The sequence below is a fragment of the Falsirhodobacter algicola genome (assembly GCF_018279165.1).
Classification (GTDB): Bacteria; Pseudomonadota; Alphaproteobacteria; order Rhodobacterales; family Rhodobacteraceae; genus Falsirhodobacter; species Falsirhodobacter algicola.
The window spans coordinates 173702-193680 of sequence record NZ_CP047289.1; the positions used below are offsets into that span (position 1 = coordinate 173702).

At 67.6% G+C, this 19979-nt stretch carries 20 protein-coding genes and 1 tRNA gene; 8 read left to right on the top strand and 13 right to left on the bottom strand.

What is annotated here, in order from left to right:
• The first annotated feature begins 42 nt into the window (after positions 1-42).
• The gene (locus GR316_RS00925; protein ID WP_211784208.1) at positions 43-1203 is read left to right on the top strand and encodes an aspartate aminotransferase family protein; all 1161 of its coding nucleotides are present in this window, start codon (positions 43-45) and stop codon (positions 1201-1203) included.
• A 45-nt stretch (positions 1204-1248) separates the two neighbouring features.
• Positions 1249-2175, top strand: coding sequence for an ornithine carbamoyltransferase (gene argF, locus GR316_RS00930; RefSeq protein WP_211784209.1), 927 nt, complete (start codon positions 1249-1251; stop codon positions 2173-2175).
• Between the two features lie 4 nt (positions 2176-2179).
• On the opposite strand, the gene GR316_RS00935 is transcribed toward argF, so the two are convergent.
• The 3 genes from GR316_RS00935 to GR316_RS00945 are packed head-to-tail and all read right to left on the bottom strand — an operon-like array spanning position 2180 to position 6010.
• Entirely contained in the window at positions 2180-3124 is a 945-nt protein-coding gene (locus GR316_RS00935; protein WP_211784210.1) for an aldo/keto reductase, read from the bottom strand.
• 20 nt (positions 3125-3144) lie between these two features.
• On the bottom strand, positions 3145-5505 hold the full coding sequence (gene hrpB / locus GR316_RS00940; protein ID WP_211784211.1) for an ATP-dependent helicase HrpB: 2361 nt from the start codon (positions 5503-5505) through the stop codon (positions 3145-3147).
• 31 nt (positions 5506-5536) lie between these two features.
• Positions 5537-6010, bottom strand: a complete 474-nt coding sequence (locus tag GR316_RS00945) for an Lrp/AsnC family transcriptional regulator (RefSeq protein WP_211784212.1) — start codon at positions 6008-6010, stop codon at positions 5537-5539.
• A gap of 115 nt (positions 6011-6125) precedes the next feature.
• On the opposite strand from GR316_RS00945, the gene GR316_RS00950 reads away from it, so the two are divergent.
• Together GR316_RS00950 and GR316_RS00955 are read left to right on the top strand one after the other, a co-directional pair.
• Complete coding sequence (locus GR316_RS00950) at positions 6126-6587, top strand: RrF2 family transcriptional regulator (RefSeq protein WP_211784213.1); 462 nt, start codon at positions 6126-6128, stop codon at positions 6585-6587.
• 114 nt (positions 6588-6701) lie between these two features.
• A complete protein-coding gene (locus tag GR316_RS00955) occupies positions 6702-6947 on the top strand; it encodes a hypothetical protein (protein WP_211784214.1) in 246 nt (81 codons plus the stop codon).
• Here the strand turns inward: GR316_RS00955 and GR316_RS00960 are convergent.
• The 3 genes from GR316_RS00960 to GR316_RS00970 are packed head-to-tail and all read right to left on the bottom strand — an operon-like array spanning position 6944 to position 8890.
• Entirely contained in the window at positions 6944-7399 is a 456-nt protein-coding gene (locus GR316_RS00960; protein WP_211784215.1) for a DUF2948 family protein, read from the bottom strand. The genes GR316_RS00955 and GR316_RS00960 overlap by 4 nt on opposite strands.
• Positions 7400-7454: 55 nt before the next feature.
• Positions 7455-8717: a UDP-N-acetylglucosamine 1-carboxyvinyltransferase gene (murA, locus tag GR316_RS00965; protein WP_211784216.1), complete on the bottom strand. Its 1263-nt coding sequence runs from the start codon at positions 8715-8717 to the stop codon at positions 7455-7457.
• 5 nt (positions 8718-8722) lie between these two features.
• On the bottom strand, positions 8723-8890 hold the full coding sequence (locus GR316_RS00970; protein ID WP_211784217.1) for a hypothetical protein: 168 nt from the start codon (positions 8888-8890) through the stop codon (positions 8723-8725).
• Positions 8891-8971: 81 nt separating this feature from the next.
• On the opposite strand from GR316_RS00970, the gene GR316_RS00975 reads away from it, so the two are divergent.
• A tRNA-Thr gene (locus tag GR316_RS00975) sits at positions 8972-9046 on the top strand.
• A 187-nt stretch (positions 9047-9233) separates the two neighbouring features.
• Here GR316_RS00975 and GR316_RS00980 read toward each other — a convergent pair.
• Together GR316_RS00980 and GR316_RS00985 are read right to left on the bottom strand one after the other, a co-directional pair.
• The gene (locus GR316_RS00980; RefSeq protein WP_211784218.1) at positions 9234-9440 is read right to left on the bottom strand and encodes a cold-shock protein; all 207 of its coding nucleotides are present in this window, start codon (positions 9438-9440) and stop codon (positions 9234-9236) included.
• Positions 9406-9564, bottom strand: a complete 159-nt coding sequence (locus tag GR316_RS00985) for a hypothetical protein (protein WP_211784219.1) — start codon at positions 9562-9564, stop codon at positions 9406-9408. Before GR316_RS00985 ends, GR316_RS00980 begins: the two co-directional genes overlap by 35 nt.
• Before the next feature lie 306 nt (positions 9565-9870).
• On the opposite strand from GR316_RS00985, the gene GR316_RS00990 reads away from it, so the two are divergent.
• Complete coding sequence (locus tag GR316_RS00990; protein WP_211784220.1) at positions 9871-11826, top strand: Hint domain-containing protein; 1956 nt, start codon at positions 9871-9873, stop codon at positions 11824-11826.
• Here GR316_RS00990 and GR316_RS00995 read toward each other — a convergent pair whose 3' ends face one another.
• Positions 11827-12990: a 3-deoxy-D-manno-octulosonic acid transferase gene (locus GR316_RS00995; protein ID WP_211784221.1), complete on the bottom strand. Its 1164-nt coding sequence runs from the start codon at positions 12988-12990 to the stop codon at positions 11827-11829.
• On the bottom strand, positions 12987-13280 hold the full coding sequence (locus tag GR316_RS01000) for a DUF6476 family protein (protein WP_211784222.1): 294 nt from the start codon (positions 13278-13280) through the stop codon (positions 12987-12989). The genes GR316_RS00995 and GR316_RS01000 overlap by 4 nt, the downstream gene beginning before the upstream one ends.
• Here GR316_RS01000 and GR316_RS01005 point away from each other — a divergent pair.
• Positions 13279-14346 carry an RluA family pseudouridine synthase gene (locus tag GR316_RS01005; RefSeq protein ID WP_211784223.1) on the top strand — a complete coding sequence of 356 codons (1068 nt, stop codon included), beginning with the start codon at positions 13279-13281 and terminating at the stop codon, positions 14344-14346. The two genes, GR316_RS01000 and GR316_RS01005, sit on opposite strands and share 2 nt — an antisense overlap.
• 143 nt (positions 14347-14489) lie before the next feature.
• On the top strand, positions 14490-15383 hold the full coding sequence (gene rpoH, locus GR316_RS01010) for an RNA polymerase sigma factor RpoH (protein WP_211784224.1): 894 nt from the start codon (positions 14490-14492) through the stop codon (positions 15381-15383).
• 48 nt (positions 15384-15431) lie between these two features.
• Here rpoH and GR316_RS01015 read toward each other — a convergent pair whose 3' ends face one another.
• The 3 genes from GR316_RS01015 to GR316_RS01025 form a co-directional block, all read right to left on the bottom strand.
• Positions 15432-17252: a M3 family oligoendopeptidase gene (locus tag GR316_RS01015; protein WP_211784225.1), complete on the bottom strand. Its 1821-nt coding sequence runs from the start codon at positions 17250-17252 to the stop codon at positions 15432-15434.
• Between the two features lie 63 nt (positions 17253-17315).
• Positions 17316-18905, bottom strand: coding sequence for an ATP-dependent DNA ligase (locus tag GR316_RS01020; RefSeq protein ID WP_211784226.1), 1590 nt, complete (start codon positions 18903-18905; stop codon positions 17316-17318).
• On the bottom strand, positions 18902-19924 hold the full coding sequence (locus GR316_RS01025; RefSeq protein ID WP_211784227.1) for a ligase-associated DNA damage response exonuclease: 1023 nt from the start codon (positions 19922-19924) through the stop codon (positions 18902-18904). Before GR316_RS01025 ends, GR316_RS01020 begins: the two co-directional genes overlap by 4 nt.
• Positions 19925-19979 lie beyond the last annotated feature (55 nt).

Genomic DNA, 19979 nt, shown 5'->3' on the forward strand with positions numbered 1-19979 from the left:
TGCCTTTGGCACCCCTTCCGTCGTCTTTCCGAGGATACGACCATGATCCCTTCCGTGTTGCCGACCTACAATCGCGCCCCGCTCGCCTTCGTGGCGGGTTCGGGCAGCTGGCTGACCACGGAGGACGGACGCCGATACCTCGATCTGGGCGCGGGCATCGCGGTCAACGTGCTGGGCCATGCCGCGCCCGAACTGGTGGCGGCGATCACCGCGCAGGCGGGGCGGCTCTGGCATGTCTCCAACCTCTACCGCATCCCCGAGCAAGAGGCGCTGGCCACCGCGCTGGTGGAGGCGACCTTCGCCGACACCGTCTTCTTCACCAATTCGGGCACCGAGGCGATGGAGCTGGCGGTGAAGATGTCGCGCAAATACTGGGACGGCCATGGCGAGCGGTCCGAGATCGTGGCCTTCCACGGCGCGTTCCACGGGCGGTCTTCGGCGGCGATCGCGGCCTCGGGCGCGGAGAAGATGGTGAAGGGCTTCGGCCCGCTGCTGCCCGGCTTCGTGCAGCTTCCCTTCGACGACATCGCCGCGCTGGAGGCGATCACCGAGGCGACGGCCGCCGTGATCGTGGAGCCTGCGCAGGGCGAAGGCGGCATCCGCGTCGCGTCGGATGCCTTCCTCAAGGCGCTGCGGGCGCGCTGCGATGCGACGGGCGCGCTCTTGGTCTTCGACGAGGTGCAGTGCGGCATGGGCCGGACGGGCCGCCTGTTCGCGCATGAATGGTCGGGCGTGCATCCCGACATCATGATGGTGGCCAAGGGCATCGGCGGCGGGTTCCCCTTGGGCGCGGTGCTGGCGACCGAGGCGGCGGCGCGCGGCATGGTCGCGGGCACGCATGGATCGACCTATGGCGGCAACCCGCTGGGCTGCGCCGTGGGTGGCACGGTCATGTCCATCGTGTCCGACCCGGCCTTCCTGTCCGAGGTGAACCGCAAGGGCGCGCTGTTCCGTCAGGGACTGGAGGCGGTGGTCGCCGCCCATCCGGACGTGTTCGAGGCGGTGCGCGGGCAAGGGCTGCTTTTGGGCCTGCGCTGCGTGAAACCGGCGGCCGAGGTGGTGCAGGCCGGATACGCGCAGAACCTGCTGACGGTGGCGGCGGCCGACAATGTCGTGCGTCTGCTGCCCGCGTTGAACATCCCCGACGAGGACATCGCCGAGGCGCTTGCGCGGCTCGACCGGGCCGCGACCTCGCTCTCCTGATCCCTCTGCGCCGGGGGTGCGCCCCCGGCCGAAGAAAGCAGCAAGATGAAACACTTCCTCGACATCCACACGACATCCAAGCCCGATCTGCGGGGGATGGTGGACACGGCGATCGCCATGAAGACCGCCCGCGCCGGGCTGCCCAAGGGCACGCCGGATGCGGATCAGCCGCTGGCGGGCCATATGGTCGCCCTGATCTTCGAAAAACCCTCTACCCGCACGCGCGTGTCCTTCGATGTGGGCGTGCGCCAGATGGGCGGGCAGACGATGGTCCTGTCGGGCCGCGAGATGCAGCTTGGCCATGGCGAGACGATCGCCGACACGGCGCGCGTTCTGTCGCGCTATGTCGATCTGATCATGATCCGCACCTTCGAGGAGGCGACCCTGCACGAGATGGCCGAACACGCCACCGTGCCGGTGATCAACGGGCTGACCAACCGCACCCATCCTTGCCAGATCATGGCCGACATCATGACCTACGAGGAAAAGCGCGGCCCCATCGCCGGGCGCAAGGTGGTCTGGGCAGGCGACGGCAACAATGTCTGCGCCAGCTTCATGCATGCCGCCGTGCAGTTCGGCTTCGATTTCACCTTCACCGGCCCGCCCACCCTCGATCCCGAGGCCGAGTGGCAGCGCATGGCGCGCGAGGCGGGCATCGGTTTTTCCATCGAACGCGATCCGGCGCGGGCGGTGGAGGGGGCCGATCTGGTCGTGACCGACACATGGGTGTCGATGCATGATCCGGAATCGGCCAAGGAGCGGCGCCACAACCAGCTTCGCCCCTATCAGGTGAACGAGGTGCTGATGGAGCGGGCGAACCCCGACGCGCTCTTCATGCATTGCCTGCCCGCCCATCGCAACGACGAGGCCACGAGCGCGGTGATGGACGGCCCCCATTCGGTGATCTTCGACGAGGCGGAGAACCGCCTTCACGCGCAGAAGGCCGTCATGCGTTGGTGCCTCGGGGTCTGAGGGATCAGATCCCGGCGGCCGTCAGCTCCCGTAGGCTGTCGGCCGACAGCTCCAGCGTGACCGCACCTGCGAGTTCGGCCACCTGCTGGGGCGAACTGGCCGAAGCGAGCGCCCCCACCACGCCCGGCTGGGCCACGATCCATGCCAGCGCGATCTCGGTCAGGCTGGCATCCTCGCGTTCGGCGGCGCGGTCCATCGCGTGCAGGATCGCATGGCCCTTGGGGTTCATGTAGCGCCGCCCGATGGACTCGCCGCGCTTGGATTTGCGCAGATCGTCCTCGCTGCGGTACTTGCCCGTCAGGAACCCCCCGGCAAGCGAGAAGAACGGCAGCAAGCTGAGGCCGTTGCCCTGCATCAGTTCGGCCAGATCGGCATCGTATTTGTCACGGGCATAGAGGTTGAACTCGTTCTGCACGGATTGGTACTGCGCGATGCCCTTTTCCTTGGAGGTGCGGATCGCCCGTTCCAGCTCGGCGGTGTTGTAGTTGGAACAGCCGATCCAGCGCACCTTGCCCGCCTGCACCAGACGCTCATAGGCCTCGAGCGTCTCTTCCTCGGGGGTGTCGGGGTCGGGCTGGTGGCTTTGATAGAGGTCGATGTAATCGGTCTGAAGGCGGGTGAGGGAATCCTCCACCGCCTCTTCGATGCGGCGCGCGGACAGGCCCTTGCGCCCGTCGCCCATATCCATCCCCGTCTTGGTGAAGACATGCACCTTGTCGCGGTTGCCGCGGGCCTTCATCCAGCGGCCGATGATCTTCTCGCTCTCGCTGTCATTGCCGGGCACCCAGCGGGAATAGACATCGGCGGTATCGAGCGCGGTGAACCCGGCATCGACGAAGGCGTCGAAGGTCGCGAAGGAGGTCGCCTCGTCCGCGGTCCAGCCGGCGGTGTTCGTCCCGAGGACCCACGGGGCGATCTGGATGTCGGTCTGGCCAAGTCTGCGTTTCATGGGAAGTCTCCTTTTCCCGTTCAACGCGCCTCGGGCCCTCGTGGTTTCGCGCGCAGGGTGGGGGCGGCCTCGGTCGGGTCCTCGGGCCAGGGGTGGCGGGGATACTGGCCGCGCATGTCCTTGCGCACATCGGCATAGCTGCTGGCCCAGAATCCGGGCAGGTCCATCGTCACCTGCACGGGCCTGCGGGCGGGCGACAGGAGCGTGACGCGCAGAGGCCGCCCCGCGACGGTGGGATGGCGGTCGAGGCCGAACATCTCCTGCAGGCGCACCTCGATGGCCGGAGCCTCGCCGTCGTAATCGATCGGGATGCGGTTCCCGAGGGGGGAGGTGAAATGGCTGGGCGTCAGCCGGTCGATCTGCTGCACCCCGTCCCAACCAAGGCGCGCGCGCAGCGCCTCTGTCAGATCGAGGGCGCGCAGATCCGCCTCGGTCCGCTTGCCGTTCAGCCATGGCAGCAGCCAGTCGGCCTCGGCCAGCAGCGCCTCGTCCGACACGTCCATCACCTCGCAGAGGCGGATGCGGGCGCGCAGGCGGGCGGCGGCGGGCGTCCAAGGCAGGCCGATCAGGCGCAACCCGTCAAAGGCGGCGCGGGCCATCGCCTCGGCGGGCGCGGTCCAGATGCGATCCTCCAGCACCAGCGCGCCCAGCATCTCCTGCCGCCGGGCGATCACGCGGCCCTCGCGGCGGGACCATTCGCAGAGGTCGCGCCACTGGGTGGGAAACAGGGCGCGCAGATCGCCCTCGGCGATGGGCACGGCCTGGTGGACCTTCGCCTCGCGCGGGTCGCCGTCGAGATCGGTGGCGACGATCAGGCGCTGAGCGGACAGGGGCTGGCCCGGCTCCATCGCGGCGCCCTTGCCCCCCGACAGGATCCAGCGCGGCGCATCGCCCTTGCGGCGCAGGCCGATGCGGTCGGGATAGGCGAGGGCGGCCATCTGCCCCAGCGTCAGATCGTCGGAGCCTTGCAGGCGGGACAGGCGCCGCGCCTCTTGCCGGATGCGTTCGATCGTGGGGCGGTGGGCGGCGGCAAAGCGGCCCGGATCGCGGATGGCGGCCATGCGGCGCGCCAGATCGGCCGGCTCGCCGCGCAGCGGGTCGCGTTCGGCCAGCAGCGCGGCCAGTTCGGCGCTGCCGGCGGCGCGGGTCAGCATATGGGCCAGCCGCGGATGCAGCGGCGCGCGGGCCAGCATCCGGCCGTGATCGGTGATGCGGCCCCCCCGCAGCGCCCCCAGATCGTGCAGCAGCGCCCGCGCCTCGGTCAGCGCGCCTTCGGGGGGTGGCGTCAGAAAGGGCAGATCGTCGCTGCCCCAAGCCGCCAGTTCCAGCGCAAGGCCCGTCAGATCGGCCACCTCGATCTCGGCGGGGGGGAAGGCGGACAGGGCCCCTTCCTCGCCCCGCGTCCAAAGGCGGTAGCACACGCCTTCGGCCACGCGCCCGGCGCGCCCGCGGCGCTGTTCGGCCTCGGCGCGGGTCACGCGTTCGGTCACGAGGCGCGACATCCCCGAGGCCGGATCGAACCGCGCCCGCCGCGCCCGCCCGGCATCCACCACGACGCGGATGCCCGGAATGGTCAGCGAGGTTTCGGCGATGGAGGTGGCAAGGATGATCCGCCGCCCCGCCGAAGGGGCCAGCGCCGCCCGCTGGGCCGCGAAATCCATCGCCCCGAACAGCGCGCGCACATCGCCCGACAGCTGCGATTGCACCCGGCGGATCTCCCCCTCGCCGGGCAGGAAGACGAGGATGTCGCCCGTCTCCTCCTCGGCGGCCTGGCGGATAAGGGCCGCCGTCTCCATCTCCAGCCGGCCTTGGGCGGGGCGGGGCAGCCAGCGCGTCTCCACCTCATAGGCGCGCCCGGCGGAGGTGATGACCGGCGCATCGCCCATCAGCGCCGCCACCGGCGCGGCATCGAGCGTCGCCGACATCACGACCAGCGCCAGATCCTCGCGCAGCGCGGCCCGCGCCTCTAGGACCAGCGCCAGCCCCAGATCGGCGTTGAGCGAGCGTTCGTGGAATTCGTCGAAGATCACCGCGCCGATCCCGTCGAGCGAGGGATCGTCCTGAATCATCCGCGTCAGGATGCCTTCGGTCACCACCTCGATCCGGGTGGCCTTGGACACCTTCGCCTCGCCGCGGATGCGGTAGCCGACGCGCAGGCCCACGGGTTCGCCCATCTCCTCGGCGATGCGTTCGGCGGCGGCGCGGGCGGCCAGACGGCGCGGCTCCAGCATGACGATCCGGCCTTGCACCCGCGGCAGCAGGGCCGGGGGCACGCGCGTGGTCTTGCCCGCGCCGGGCGGGGCCTGCAGCACCGCCATCCCGCGCAGGCGCAGGGCATCGGTCAGGGCGGGAAGGACATCGTCGATGGGAAGCCGGGACATGGGCCGCTTATCGCGCGCCCATGCCGCCGGTTCAATGCGTGGTGACGTTCAGCGGCAGCACGGTGTCGGCCTTCAGCTGCTCCATCACGAATTGCGCGGCGACCCGCTTCACCGCGACGGCCTGCGTCAGCGCGTGATAGAAGCTGTCATAGGCGGCCATATCCGGCAGCACCACGCGCAGCAGGTAATCCAGATCGCCCGCCATGCGGTTCACCTCCAGCACCTGCGGCAACTGATGCAGCGCGTTCAGAAAGGACGTGCGCCAGCCGGGGGAGTGATCCCCGGCCTCGATCCCGACGAAGGCAGTCAGCCCGAAGCCGATGCTGGCCTGATCCACGATGGCCACGCGGCCGCGGATGATGCCCCGCGCCTGCAATTTCTGCACCCGCTTCCAGCAGGGCGTCTGCGACAGGCCGACGCGGTCGGCAAGGCGCGCGATGGGGATCGTGGCGTCGCGCATCAGTTCCGCCAGGATCTTCCGGTCGATCAAATCGAGGGTCTGCATGGCGATTCTCCAATACCTTCGAGGAGGAGAATGGCACGTTACCCGTAAAAGTCTATAAGGTTTATCGTGTTTATCGTTTATTGCGCCGGAAGGTCGTGCCGGATAGGGTCGGGGCATGATCTCGCAACGCACGAAATACGCGCTTAAGGCGCTGATGACGCTGGCCGATGCCGCGCGCACCGACCAGCCCGCGCTGACGATCGAAGAGATCGCCCGACGCTCCGCCACGCCCAAGCGGTTTCTGGAGCATATCCTTCTGGACCTGCGCAACATCGGGTTGATCCGCAGCAAGCGGGGGCGGGCCGGCGGCTATATGCTCATCAAGGAGCCGCGCACCGTTCCGATCGGGGAATTGCTGCGCCAGATGGACGGCCCCATCGCGCCGCTCCCGTGCCTGTCGCGCAGCGCCTATCAGCCCTGCGAGGATTGCACCGACGAAGCGTCCTGCCGCATCCGCCGCATGTTCGGGCAGGTGTACTGGTCCTATCTGCTGTTGATCGAATCGCTGACGCTGGCGGACCTGACGGACAGCGTGGATGTGATCGATCGCCTCTCGGTGCCCGTTCCGGGGGAATGACGTTCCCCAGATGCGGCGAAGAACGCATCGGACGTGCTTTTGAAAAACACGACTAAGCTTGTAGATTTAAACGTGTCGGAACGGTCCGGCACAGTACAGGCTCAGGAGGTTTAGATGTTCGTTCAGGTTCTGAAGCAGATCGGCACGGCCCTTCGTTCGTCCCGCCCCGGAACGATGGCCATGACCGAAAATCTTTTCGAGGTGCAGTTGATCGGCGATCCCACGGGGCGCTTCGGTGCCGTCCCATTGAAGGTGACGACGCACCGGCCACTGGAAGTGGCGGGCGATCTAATGCGCGACCGCGATCCCCGCCATTGGAACGTGGCCATCCGCGCCTTGCCGGCGGCCCGCATCCATTAATCGTGGTTGGGCACCCGCCGCGAGGGGGCGACGTAAGGGCGTGTCACATCGCGCAGCGTGACATCCAGCGCCTCCATCTGCAGGGCGACGGCGCCGTCGCCCGCCAGCACCAGCTCAAGGACGCCCGCGCCGTCATCGCCGGGCGTCCACCGCAGCGACAGCACCGACAGCACCAGATCGCGGTCCGTGCGGTCGATGCCTTGGCTGCGCACCCCCAGCACGCCGTCGAAGGCCAGAAGCGCGCGCACCCGTTCGGGCGCCGGAACCCGGTCTTCCCAGCGGAAGCGGTTGATCAGCATCAGGAACTGCCGCCGACCGGGGCGATAGCGCATTTCGGTGATCGGCAGGACGGCGTCCTGCACGAGGGCGGAGACGATCTTCAGATCCTCCGCGTCCTGCGCCCCCAGATACAGGGGGCGCTCATCGCCATCCTCGAACCGCGCGTCGGTCATGTCCGTCTCTCCCAGTCTGCCGCCCAAGGATAACCGGACGACAGGTGGGGGCAAGTCAATGAATGCGCTCGATCAATGCGCCGCAGGCCGAGAGCTTCTCCTCCACCCGCTCATATCCGCGGTCGAGGTGATAGACGCGGCTGACCACCGTCTCCCCCTCGGCGGCAAGCGCGGCAAGGATCAGCGAGACCGAGGCCCGCAGATCCGTCGCCATCACCGGCGCGCCGCGCAGCTTCTCCACGCCGTGCACGGTGGCGTGGCCGCCATGCACTTCGATCCGCGCGCCCATGCGCGTCAGTTCGGGGGCGTGCATGAAGCGGTTCTCGAAGATGCGCTCCTCGAGGATGCTGGTGCCGTCGGCGGTGGCCAGCAGCGCCATCATCTGTGCCTGAAGATCGGTCGGGAAGCCGGGGAAGGGCGCGGTGACGACATCCACGGCCCGAACCCGGTCCTCGCGCCGCGCGACCATCAGGCCGGCGGGCGTTTCCGTCACCGAGACGCCGGCCTTGTCCAGCGTTTCGCAGAAGCTGGCCAGCAGGTCGATCCGCCCGCCCAAAAGCTCCACCTCGCCGCCGCAGATCGCGGGGGCCAGCATATAGGTTCCCAGTTCGATCCGGTCGGTCACGACGGCATGGGTCGCCCCGCCCAGCCGTTCGACCCCTTGGATCGTCAGGGTGGAGGTGCCTTCGCCCTCGATCTGGGCGCCCATGCGGCGCAGGCAGCGGGCAAGGTCCACGATCTCCGGCTCGCGCGCGGCGTTCTTCAGGACCGTGGTGCCCTTGGCCAGCGTGGCGGCCATCAGCGCGTTCTCCGTCGCCCCGACCGAGACGATGGGGAAATCGAACACCGCCCCCTTCAGCCCGCCCGGAGCCTTGGCATGGACATAGCCGTCGCGCAGATCGAGTTCGGCGCCCATCGCCTCCAGCGCCTTCAGGTGCAGGTCCACCGGGCGGGCCCCGATGGCGCAGCCGCCGGGCAGCGACACCTCGGCATGGCCGAAGCGCGCCAAGAGCGGGCCGAGCACTAGAATCGAGGCGCGCATCTTGCGCACGATGTCGTAATCGGCGCGCTGGCTCGTGATGTCATGCGAGGAGAGGGCCAGAACCTGCCCCCCCTGCAGCGGTGCCACCTCCGCCCCGAGCGAGCCGAGAAGCTGCGTCATCGTGCGGATGTCCGACAGGCGCGGGGCATTGGTCAGCGTCAGCGGCTCATCCGTCAGCAGCGTCGCCGGCATCAGGGTGAGGCAGGCGTTCTTGGCCCCTGCAATGGGGATCTGCCCCTTCAGGGGGCCATTGCCCCGTACCAGAATGGAGTCCATGCCGTTTATTCCTTGTCCTGCCCCTGACCCGCATCGGCCCGCGCACGGGCCTGAGCCTTGCGCCGGGCCATATTGGCCTTGAGCGCCGCCTTCAACCGGTCTTCGCGTGTCTGCGGCGCCGGGCGGCCACCAGTCGGCGCCACCTTGCCTGCGGGTTGTTTTTCGCTGTCCATGCGCGCTTGTAGCGCGATGCAAAAAAACCGTCCAGTTGGGGCTTGCAAGGCGGCGGAATTGCGACTATTCCCCGCCTCGTTGCTGCGGTAGCTCAGTGGTAGAGCACTCCCTTGGTAAGGGAGAGGTCGAGAGTTCAATCCTCTCTCGCAGCACCAGCAAGATCCCGATCATCGCAAGGTTCTGGTTTCGCCGGTAGGGGCGGGGCCATGACGTATTCTCCGATCACGCCGGGTGATCCGGTTTCGGCCGTCCGGCACAGGGGCATCGCATTCGTTCGCCGCCCCCGAAAACGAGAAAAGCCGCCCCGTGGGGCGGCTTCATGCGTTTCGCCGTGGAGGGCGATCAGGCCAGCGCGATGCCGACAGCCGATTCGCGACCGTTGCGGTCTTTTTCCACGTCGAAGGTCACGGCTTGGCCGTCCTTCAGCGAGCGGATGCCCGCGCGCTCGAGAGCGGAGATGTGGACGAACACGTCCTTGCTGCCGCCTTCGGGCTGGATGAAGCCGTAGCCTTTGTCAGCGTTGAACCATTTCACGGTGCCGTTGGCCATCGTGTGTTTCCTTCATTCTTTTGTCGCCCGCAGGATGCGGCGACCCGGCACAGAAGATCATCGAGAGCTGTGCCCAGAAGGTCTCAGAGTCGAAAATGACGATGCCGATCCAGACATAGCCCATGATGGCGCCCGTTGCAACGCCTCCGTGCGGATCCTGTCCAATTGGTCTTTTGCCCGATCATTTTCCGCCCACAAGTTCAGCGGGACTGTGCCCGGATCGCCACAACCTTTGGGCGTAATATGATGACCGCCGATTAATCCTAATAAGTCGTTAACGCGTCACTTGACGCAACCTTGGGTTGTACGCGATTTTGACAACCACAACGTGCGAAGCGTCGGAGATTCGCCTTGCACGAGTTGTACAGCCCCAATCCGTTCGCGGCATCGAACGAAGGGTCTGCAACCTCAAGCAGAAGGATGGCTCGGCATGGCACTTCTCAACCTGAACCTCGGCGGATCGGGCACGACCCGGATCGACAGCTCGAACGCGGACGACACGAACACCCTCTCCGTCAGCGCGCTTGGGTCGCACACGCTGATCGTGGACGGTGTCAACGTCACGGTGAGTTCGCTCCTCGGCGTCAGCGGGGGGGCTCGCCCCACGTTTTCGGCGATCAATGGCGGATCGATCACCATCAATTCCGGGCTGACCGGGCTGAATGCGCTCAGCTCCATGAGCTTCAACGTCAGCGATGACAGCAGCATTACCTACAACGCACCGACTATTAGCGCCCTTGGCGGCTTGTCCAGCTACAGCGTCACCTATTCGGGCGATGGAGCGGGGGATTTCACATTCAACCCGGGAACGGCCACGCTGCTGTCCACGGTGAATGTCTCCGTCACCGGAATGAGCGGGGGGGATGATTTCAACCTCAACGCCATCAGGCTCGATCCGAACCTTTCCGGGGCGAGCTATCGCAACGGTATTCTGTATCTCGAGGGCAATTCGAGCATTTCGCTCTTGTCGAATGTCGAAGTCGCCATTCCGATGACATCGGCGGAATACGCGTGGTTCGTGGAAAATCAGGCCACGTTCCTGACGACGGGGCAGTTCACCTTCCCCTCGGTGGTCTATCTGACCGAGGCCGATGACAGCTATACCGGCACGGACGAGGCCGATCTGATCTATGGCGGCGCGACCAGCACGACGGGCGGCGGCAATGACACGATCTTCGCCGGGGGCGGGGCGGACGATGTCTATGGCGGGGTGGGCAACGATGTCATCTACGGCGGCGCCGGGGCCGATTCCCTCGTCGGCGGCGCGGGCAACGACACGCTGGGCGGCGGCGAAGGCAACGACACGCTGATCGGCGGGGCCGGTGTGGATGTCGTCGATTATTCGGATGCGAACGCGGCGATCAATTTCACCGTTGGCACCACCACCTTCACCGCCGGCACCAATCTCGGCACCGACTCGCTGAGCGGGATCGAAGGGGTCATCGGTTCGGCCTTCGGCGACACGCTGACCGGATCGTCGGGGGACAATATCCTCTATGGCGGGGCGGGGAATGACACGCTGGACGGTTTGGCGGGCAGCGATACGCTGTTCGGCGGGGCGGGCGATGACGTGATCACCGTCCGGGCGGGCGATACGGCCAGCGGCGATGCCGGCGACGACACGATCAATGTCGTGGTGGGCGCGAACGATGTCGGCACGATCACCATCGCGGGCGGCGCCGATGGAAACGACCAGCTGAACCTGAACGGTCTGGGCGGCAAGAGCCAACTGACGCTGGAGGATGGCGTCTATTCCGGGTCCATCGTGCTGGATCGCGGCGCGGCGGGCACGCTCACGATCAACGTCTCGGGGATCGAGAATGTCTTCTGCTTCACCCCCGGCGCGATGATCTGCACCGCCGATGGCCCCCGCGCGATCGAAACGCTGGCCGAGGGCGATCTGGTGCTGACGCGCGACAGCGGCCTGCAACCCATCCGCTGGATCGGGCGGACCACGGTGCCCGGCACCGGCCGCTTCGCCCCGATCCGCATCCGTCCGGGCGCGGTGCCGGAACTGACGCAGGATCTCGTCGTCTCGCCGCAGCACCGGATGCTGATCGAAGGGTATCGGGCGGAACTGCTCTTCGGCGAGAACGAGGTTCTGGCCACGGCGCAGCACATGGTGGACGGGAAATTCGTGACGGTGGAGGAGACGGAGACCGTCACCTACATCCACATGACCTTCGACCGGCATGAGATCGTCTATGCCAATGACGCCGCGACCGAAAGCTATTACCCCGGCAATTACAGCGTCGAGACGATGGATTGCGCCACGCGCGACGAGCTTCTGACGATCTTCCCCGAACTGCGCGCGGTTCCAGGCGCGTATGGATGCACCGCCCGGCGGGTGCTGCGCTCGTTCGAAACGGCGGCGCTGGTCGACTGATCAGGCAAGGCGGGACAGGATGGCCTCCGAGGCGATGCGCGCCGCATCCCCCCGGTCGGCCAGCCGTTCCGCCTGCCGCGCCACCGCCCCCGGATCGCTCAGCGCGTCCAGCGCCTCGGCCAGCAGGTCCGCCCGGACCGGGATGGCGCCCCCTTCGGCATCCAGACGCGCGAAGACATCGGCGAAATTCGCGACATCCGGGCCGTGCAGGATGGCCGAACCATAGGCCGCCGGTTCGTAGGGCGTATGGCCGCCCCGGTCGGTGAAGGTGCCGCCGATCACGGTGGCGGCGGCCATCCGGTACCACAGATGCATCTCGCCCATCGTGTCGGCGACATAGACCGCGCCGCCGGGGGCCGCGCCCGCGCTGCGCTGCGCCGCGACCATCCCCCGCGCCTCGGCAAGGGCCGCCACCGCCGCGCCCCGCGCCGGATGCCGCGGCGCAAGGATCAGCCAGCGGAACCGCGATTGGCGCGCGAAGGCGTCGAGGATCGCCTCCTCCTCCCCCTCATGGGTGGAGGCGGCGAGGAGCGTCTCTGCCCGCGGCACCGGGGCCGGGGGCAGAGGGTCCGCCCTCGTTTCGACGGCGGCCTTCAGCATCAGGCGCGGGCCGATCCGGTCCGCCGGAAGGCCGAGGGCGCGCAGCCGCGCCTCTCCGCCCGCGTCCTGCGCGCTGACCCATGTCAGCGCCCCGAGGATGCGCCGCGCCAGCCCGATGCGCCCCCAGCGGCGGGCCGAACGTTCCGACATCTTCGCCCCGATGACGAAGACCGGCACCCCGCGCGCCGCGCAGCCGAGGATGCGTTCGGGCCAAAGCTCGTTCTCCACCACGATCAGGGCGCGGGGGCGGCGGCGCAGGATGCGCGCCAGCGGCCATGGCAGATCGAAGGGTGCCAGCCGCGCCGTCACCCCCGGCAGCGCCCAGCCCTGCACCAAGGCGCGGGCGGTGGGGTTGTTGCAGGTCACGACGACGGGCGCGGCGCGGGACAGCCGCTCGATCACGGCGCGGGCGGACGTGATCTCTCCGTTCGAGGCGCCGTGCAGCCACAGCGCCCCCTCCGGCCACGGCCCGCGCCCCATCCGCTGCGCCAGCGTCCCGCGCCGCAGCGCCAGAAGCGCCAGCACGGGCAGGGCGGCCAGCATCAGCAGACGGTACAGGGTCATTCCACCCGCACCTCTTGCCGCAGGGTGCCGTCATCGTTGAAGATGAGGATGCGGCCATCTTCGGTGACGACGGCCGTCCATCCCCGACCCAGCGTGACGGCGGTCGGCACCGCCCCGTCCAACCGGATCGCCGGGGGCAGCATCGGTTCGCGCGCGGCCATCTCCGGCACGCGCGTGACAAGCAGCCATATCACGGTTATCAGGCCACCGATCAGCACAAGGGTCAGTATGGTGACCAGCGCCTTCAGAAAGCCCAGTCCGGGCGGCATGTCTTGCGGAGCCTCTTTCATGGCAGACCTTTCCGGCCCGAATGGGGCACAACTTCAGGTGGTGATCGGGCCGAACCCGCCCGACCGTCTTGATAAGGCCCTCGCGCGGGAGGTGCCAGAGGAGGCGGCCCTGTCGCGCTCGCGGCTGGCCAAGATGATCGCGGCGGGCGACGTGCTGCGCGGCGGCCTGCCCGTTGCCGCCAAGGACCGCGTGGCGGAGGGCGACGTGCTGGTGCTGCAACTTTCCGCGCCCGAGGATGTGGATGCCCAGCCCGAGGATATCCCCCTGACCATCCTGTACGAGGATGACGATCTGATCGTGATCGACAAACCCGTGGGCATGGTCGTGCATCCCGCGCCGGGATCGCCGTCGGGCACGCTGGTGAACGCCTTGCTGTTCCATTGCGCCGGCAGCCTGTCGGGCATCGGCGGGGCGAAACGTCCGGGCATCGTGCACCGGATCGACAAGGACACCTCCGGCCTGCTGGTCGCGGCGAAATCCGACCGCGCGCATCACGGCCTTGCTGCCCAGTTCGAAGCGCACAGCGTGACCCGCCGTTACGTCGCGTTGATCCACGGTGTGCCGGACAAGGCCGATCCGCGGCTGCGTGGTATCAGCGGCGTGTCCTTCGAACCCGGCGGCATCCTGAAGATCGCGACCCAGCTCGACCGTCACCGCAACGACCGTCAGCGGCAGGCGGTGGTGTCCCATGGCGGGCGCCACGCCGTCACGCGGATGCGCGTGCTGGAGGATTTCGGCACCGCTGCGCTTGTGGAATGCTGGCTGGAGACGGGGCGCACGCACCAGATCCGCGTGCATATGGCCCATGTCGGTCACGGCCTTCTGGGCGATCAGACCTATGGCGGCAAGCGCAAGGTCGCCGCCAAGGCGCTGGGCGCGGCCGCCTCCGAGGCGGCGGCCGCCTTCCCCCGTCAGGCGCTGCATGCGGCCACGCTCGGCTTCGTGCATCCGGCCACGGAGGAGGAACTGGCCTTCGAATCGCCCTTGCCCCCCGACATGCAGGACCTCTTGGATCTTCTTCGGGCCGGGGCCGCGCGGAACGAAGACTTCAAAACTGAAACATGAACCCCCATATCGGCCACATTCCCGTGAGGCTGCGCAACATTTGCCGTTCCTCGACGGTTTTGCCCCTCTCTCGCGTTAGAGGATCATAACGGCCGCGCCGGGCCGCCCAATCGGCAGCGCCGCAGGCTTATATGGAGGTTCACATGGCCAGCTACACAAACCTTCCTGCTCCGTCCCCCGAACAGGGGCTGAACCGCTACATGCAGGAGATCCGCAAGTTCCCCCTGCTGGAGCCGGAGGAGGAGTACATGCTGGCCAAACGCTGGGTGGATCATCAGGACTCGGGGGCCGCGCACCGACTGGTCACCTCGCACCTGCGCCTCGCGGCCAAGATCGCCATGGGCTATCGCGGCTATGGCCTGCCGCAGGCCGAGGTCATCTCGGAGGCCAATGTCGGCTTGATGCAGGCGGTGAAGCGGTTCGACCCCGAAAAGGGCTTCCGCCTTGCGACCTATGCGATGTGGTGGATCCGCGCCTCCATTCAGGAATACATCCTGCGCTCGTGGAGCCTCGTGAAGCTCGGGACCACCAGCGCGCAGAAGAAGCTGTTCTTCAATCTGCGCAAGGCCAAAGCCAAGGTCGGCGCGCTGGAGGAAGGCGATCTGCGCCCCGAGAACGTGGCCCGTATCGCCACCGACCTGAACGTCACCGAAGACGAGGTCATCTCCATGAACCGCCGGATGGCGGGGGCGGACGCCTCGCTCAACGCCACGGTCGGATCCGAAGACGGCGGCGCGCAGTGGCAGGACTGGCTGGAGGACGAGGACAGCGATCAGGCCTCTGACTATGCCGAGCGGGACGAGTTGGAAGCCCGGCGCGAATTGCTGATGCAGGCGATGGACGTTCTGAACGACCGCGAGCGGGACATCCTTGCACAGCGCCGCTTGGCCGATGAGCCGGTGACGCTGGAGGATCTGTCCGAGACCTATGGCGTCAGCCGCGAGCGCATCCGCCAGATCGAGGTGCGCGCCTTCGAGAAGCTTCAGGCCAAGATGCGCGAATTGGCCCGCGGCAAGGGGATGGCCATCCCGGCCTGATCCCCGCCGCATGATAGGCCGCCCGGCGAACCGGGCGGCCTTGTTGCATCAGTCTTCCATCGCCTCCAGCTCGTCGATGAAGCCTGCGATCATCGCAAGGCCCTTGTCCCAGAAGGCCGGGTCCGAGGCATCGAGGCCGAACGGCGCCAGAAGCTCCTTGTGATGCTTCGATCCGCCCGCCTTCAGCATCTCGAAATACTTGTCCTGGAAATCGGCCCCGCCTTCGGCATAGACGGCATAGAGCGCGTTCACGAGCCCGTCGCCGAAGGCGTAGGCATAGACGTAGAACGGCGAGTGCACGAAATGCGGCACATAGGACCAGAACGTCTCGTAGCCGTCCATGAAGTCGAAGACATCGCCAAGGCTTTCGGCCTGCACCGACATCCACAGCGCGTTGATGTCGTCGGGCGTCAGTTCGCCCTCGGCGCGGGCGGCGTGCAGCTTGCATTCGAAATCGTAGAACGCGATCTGGCGGACGACGGTGTTGATCATATCCTCCACCTTGCCGGCCAGAAGGGTCTTGCGCTCCTCCTTGGTGCGGGCACCGTCCAGCAGCTTGCGGAAGGTCAGCATCTCGCCGAAGACGGACGCGGTTTCGGCCAGCGTCAGGGGCGTTGCGGACAACAGCTCCCCCTGACCGGCGGCGAGGCGCTGGTGCACCCCGTGGCCCAGCTCATGCGCCAGCGTCATCACATCGCGCGGTTTGCCGAGGTAGTTGAGCATCACATAAGGATGCACCGTGGAGACGGTGGGATGCGCGAAGGCCCCCGGCGCCTTGCCCGGTTTCACCCCGGCATCGATCCAGCCCTTGTCGAAGAAGGGCTGCGCCAGATCGGCCATGCGCGGATCGAAGGCGGCATAGGCCTCGCGCACGGTGGTGCAGGCTTCGTCCCAGTCGATGACGCGCGGCGTCTCGGTCGGCAGCGGGGCGTTGCGGTCCCAGACCTGAAGGCGATCGAGGCCGAGCCATTTCGCCTTCAGCCGGTAATAGCGGTGCGACAGCTTGGGATAGGCCGCGACCACGGCATCGCGCAGCGCCTCGACCACCTCCGGCTCCACATGGTTGGACAGGTGGCGCGCGGCCTGCGGCGACGGCATCTTGCGCCAGCGGTCCTCGACCTCCTTCTCCTTGGCGAGGGTGTTGTGGATGCGCGCGAACAGCTTCACGTTCTTGTCGAACACGGCGGCGAGTGCCCGTGCAGCGGCCTCGCGGCGGGCGCGGTCGGCATCGGTCAGAAGGTTCAGCGTTGCTTCGAGGTTCAGCTCCTCGCCGTCCACCTCGAAGGTCATTCCGGCCGTCGTCTCGTCGAACAGGCGGTTCCATGCGGCCGCGCCCACGGTGGACTGATCGTGCAGGAAGGTCTCCAGCTCGTCCGAAAGCTGGTGGGGGCGCATGGCGCGCATCCGCGCGAAGATCGGGGCATAGCGGGCAAGGTCGGCATCGGCGGCCAGCAGCGCGTCCAGATGCGCATCCTCCAGCCGGTTGAATTCCAGCGTGAAGAAGACGAGGGGCGTCGTGAAGGTGGTGATGCGGTCCTGCGCGTCGGCCATGAACTTGGCGCGTTCGCTGTCCATGGTATTCTGATAGTAGCGCAGCCCGGCATAGGACATCAGCCGCCCGGCGGTGATGTCGATCTCTTCATAAAGCCGCACGCAGTCCAAGAGGCCCGCCGCGTCCAGCGTGGCAAGCTTGCCTTGATACCGCTCGGCGAAGGCGGCGCAGGTGTCGTGCAGCCAATCCATGTCCCGCTGCACCTCCGGCGCATCCGGCGCGGGATAGAGGTCCGTCAGATCCCATTCGGGCAGTTTGCCGAAGCCCTTGCCGCTGGCATTGGCGTCAAAGACGGGGCGGGGCAGGGGAAGGGTCATGATACGGTCCTTTTTCAGCTTGCCCCCGATGTAGGGGCGGCGGGCGGGTCAGGGCAAGGGCCGTCACGATTGTGCGTTCAGCAGGTCCCGTAGGCCGTCCAGCGCGTCGATCTCCTCGGCGGGCTTGTCGCGGCGCCAGCGCACCATGCGCGGAAAGCGCAGGGCGATGCCCGATTTGTGCCGGGCCGAGGCTTGGATCCCCTCGAAAGCGATCTCGAACACGAGTTCGGGGGGAACGCGCCGCACGGGGCCGAACTTCTCCAGCGTGTTGCGGCGGACCCAGCGGGTGATCTCGTTGAACTCGGCATCCGTCAGGCCGGAATAGGCCTTGGTGAAGGGCACGAGTTGATCGCCGTCGCGCACGGCAAAGGTGAAATCGGTGAACAGGTTGGCGCGCCGCCCGCTGCCCGACTGGGCATAGAGCATCACGCAATCCACCGTGAACGGGTCGAGCTTCCACTTCCACCAGTCCCCCCGTTTGCGCCCGACATGATAGGCCGAGGAGAGGCGTTTGAGCATCAGCCCCTCGGCCTGCCGTTCGCGGGCGGTGGCGCGGATCGCGGCGAGGGCGGGCCAATCGGCCGCCTCGATCACCGGCGAGGGGCCGATCGGCGCATCCGCCGGCAGCGCCGCCAGCAGCGCCCGAAGCCGCGCCCGGCGTTCCGACAGGGGGCGGGCGCGCAGATCGGTGCCGCCCTCCTCCAAGAGGTCATAGGCCAGAAGATGGGCCGGCGCCTCGCGCAGCAGCGCGCGGGTCACGTTCAGCCGCCCGATCCGCTTTTGCAGGCGGGCAAAGGGCAGGGGGGCCGCGCCGTCCCATGCCAGAACCTCGCCGTCGATCACGGTGCCTTCGGGCAAGAGATCGGCCAGAGGGGCGAATTCGGGAAAGCGGTCGGTGATCAACTCCTCGCCGCGCGACCAAAGGGCGAAGGCCCCCGCGCGGCGGATGATCTGCCCGCGGATGCCGTCCCATTTCCACTCGGCCTGCCATTCCGCCGGATCGCCCAGCGCCTCGGGATCATCCAAGGGCGAGGCCAGCGCGAAGGGATAGGGCCGCGCCCCCGCCGCCGCCGGATCGTCGGACAGGATCAGCGCGTCCCATGTCGTATCCTGCGGACGCCAATCGCCCATCAGGCGGTGGGCGAGGTCGGTTTCCTCGTGGCCCGTCGCGCGGGCAAGGGCGCGCACCATCAGCCCTTGGCTGACCCCCATGCGAAAGCCGCCGGTGATCAGCTTGTTGAAGAGGAACCTCTCCCCGCCCGTCAGACGGTCCCACGCATCGAGGATCGCGGCCTGCCGCATCTCGGCCGGGCGGCCGGTCAGCGCGACGAGATCGCCGATCCAATCCGACAGGGGGCGATCCTCGGGGCGGGTGGCGGGGGGCAGAACCAGCGAAATCGTCTCTGCCAGATCGCCCACCACGGGATAGGCCTCTTCGAACAGCCAGAGGGGGATGCCCGCCGCCTCGGCGGCCCAAAGGCGCAATTCGGTCGAATTGACGGCGCGTTTGGGGCGGCGGCCGGACAGCAGCGCGATGGTCCAGACGCGGTCGGGTTCGGGCGCCTCGCGGAAATAGTCGGCAAGGGCGGCGACCTTCGCGGTCGTCTTCGTCGTGCGGTCCAAGGCGTCGAACAGCGCGAGGAAGCGGATCATTCCAAAAGCTCCACATCGGCATCCTGTTCGGCATCGTCGCCTTCGTACTGCGTCTCCACGATGCCGGCGTCATAGCCCTGATCGGCCAGCCAGCGGCGGAACACCTGCGTGTAGCCATGGGTGACGAAGATCCGCTCGGCCCCCGTGGCGCGGATGGCCGCGTTCAGGCCGTTCCAGTCGGCATGGTCCGACAGCACGAACCCCTGCGCAAGGCCGCGCCGCCGCCGCACGCCGCGCAGCGCCATCCACCCCGAGGCGAAGGCCTGCGACGCCCCCTTGAACCGCGCCGCCCATGGCGTGTTCAGCGCCGAAGGCGGCGCGATCACCAGCGCGCCGGGATGGCTTGCCCCCGTGACATCCGGCCCGGCCCAATGGGTGTCCGGCAGGCGGATGCCTTGGGCCCGCAGCACGCGATTCGTCGCCTCCACCGCGCCATGGGTCAGGATCGGGCCGATCGCCGGATCTACATTCGCCAAAATTCTTTGCGCCTTGCCCAAGGAATAGGCGCCAAGGATCGACACCCGTCCCTCGGCGGCATTGGCGGCCCACCAGCGGTTCACGTCCGCCATCACCTCCGGCTGCGGGCGCCAGTTGAACACCGGAAGCCCGAAGGTGCATTCGCTGATGAAGGCGTGGCAGGGCACCGGCTCGAACGGTTCGCACAGGCCGTCGGGTTCGGTCTTGTAGTCGCCCGACACCACCCAGACCTCGCCGCCGACGGCGATGCGGATCTGCGCCGAACCGGGCAGATGCCCCGCCGGATGAAAGCTGACATCGGCCTCGCCGATCCGCCGCACCTCGCCGAAGCGCACGCTTTCGGCGCGGATCGCGCCCAGCCTGTGGCGCATCACCGGCAGCGCGACATCGGTCGCCAGATAGCGCCCATGCCCGCCGCGCGCATGGTCGGAATGGCCATGGGTGATCAGCGCCCGTTCGACCGGGCGCCACGGATCGACGAAGAAATCGCCGGCAGGGCAGTAGATGCCGCGATCGGTGAAGGTCAGGACCGGCTCTGTCATGGCAAGGCATCTAGCGGTGCAGGCGGCATGGTCCATATGGGGCGGTTTCGCCGAA

Bases quoted from the DNA above. Each gene is read 5' to 3' on its own strand.
- GR316_RS00925 (WP_211784208.1), top strand. From the start codon at position 43: ATGATCCCTTCCGTGTTGCCGACCTACAATCGCGCCCCGCTCGCCTTC.
- argF (WP_211784209.1), top strand. From the start codon at position 1,249: ATGAAACACTTCCTCGACATCCACACGACATCCAAGCCCGATCTGCGG.
- GR316_RS00935 (WP_211784210.1), bottom strand. From the start codon at position 3,124: ATGAAACGCAGACTTGGCCAGACCGACATCCAGATCGCCCCGTGGGTC.
- hrpB (WP_211784211.1), bottom strand. From the start codon at position 5,505: ATGTCCCGGCTTCCCATCGACGATGTCCTTCCCGCCCTGACCGATGCC.
- GR316_RS00945 (WP_211784212.1), bottom strand. From the start codon at position 6,010: ATGCAGACCCTCGATTTGATCGACCGGAAGATCCTGGCGGAACTGATG.
- GR316_RS00950 (WP_211784213.1), top strand. From the start codon at position 6,126: ATGATCTCGCAACGCACGAAATACGCGCTTAAGGCGCTGATGACGCTG.
- GR316_RS00955 (WP_211784214.1), top strand. From the start codon at position 6,702: ATGTTCGTTCAGGTTCTGAAGCAGATCGGCACGGCCCTTCGTTCGTCC.
- GR316_RS00960 (WP_211784215.1), bottom strand. From the start codon at position 7,399: ATGACCGACGCGCGGTTCGAGGATGGCGATGAGCGCCCCCTGTATCTG.
- murA (WP_211784216.1), bottom strand. From the start codon at position 8,717: ATGGACTCCATTCTGGTACGGGGCAATGGCCCCCTGAAGGGGCAGATC.
- GR316_RS00970 (WP_211784217.1), bottom strand. From the start codon at position 8,890: ATGGACAGCGAAAAACAACCCGCAGGCAAGGTGGCGCCGACTGGTGGC.
- GR316_RS00980 (WP_211784218.1), bottom strand. From the start codon at position 9,440: ATGGCCAACGGCACCGTGAAATGGTTCAACGCTGACAAAGGCTACGGC.
- GR316_RS00985 (WP_211784219.1), bottom strand. From the start codon at position 9,564: ATGGGCTATGTCTGGATCGGCATCGTCATTTTCGACTCTGAGACCTTC.
- GR316_RS00990 (WP_211784220.1), top strand. From the start codon at position 9,871: ATGGCACTTCTCAACCTGAACCTCGGCGGATCGGGCACGACCCGGATC.
- GR316_RS00995 (WP_211784221.1), bottom strand. From the start codon at position 12,990: ATGACCCTGTACCGTCTGCTGATGCTGGCCGCCCTGCCCGTGCTGGCG.
- GR316_RS01005 (WP_211784223.1), top strand. From the start codon at position 13,279: ATGGCAGACCTTTCCGGCCCGAATGGGGCACAACTTCAGGTGGTGATC.
- GR316_RS01000 (WP_211784222.1), bottom strand. From the start codon at position 13,280: ATGAAAGAGGCTCCGCAAGACATGCCGCCCGGACTGGGCTTTCTGAAG.
- rpoH (WP_211784224.1), top strand. From the start codon at position 14,490: ATGGCCAGCTACACAAACCTTCCTGCTCCGTCCCCCGAACAGGGGCTG.
- GR316_RS01015 (WP_211784225.1), bottom strand. From the start codon at position 17,252: ATGACCCTTCCCCTGCCCCGCCCCGTCTTTGACGCCAATGCCAGCGGC.
- GR316_RS01020 (WP_211784226.1), bottom strand. From the start codon at position 18,905: ATGATCCGCTTCCTCGCGCTGTTCGACGCCTTGGACCGCACGACGAAG.
- GR316_RS01025 (WP_211784227.1), bottom strand. From the start codon at position 19,924: ATGACAGAGCCGGTCCTGACCTTCACCGATCGCGGCATCTACTGCCCT.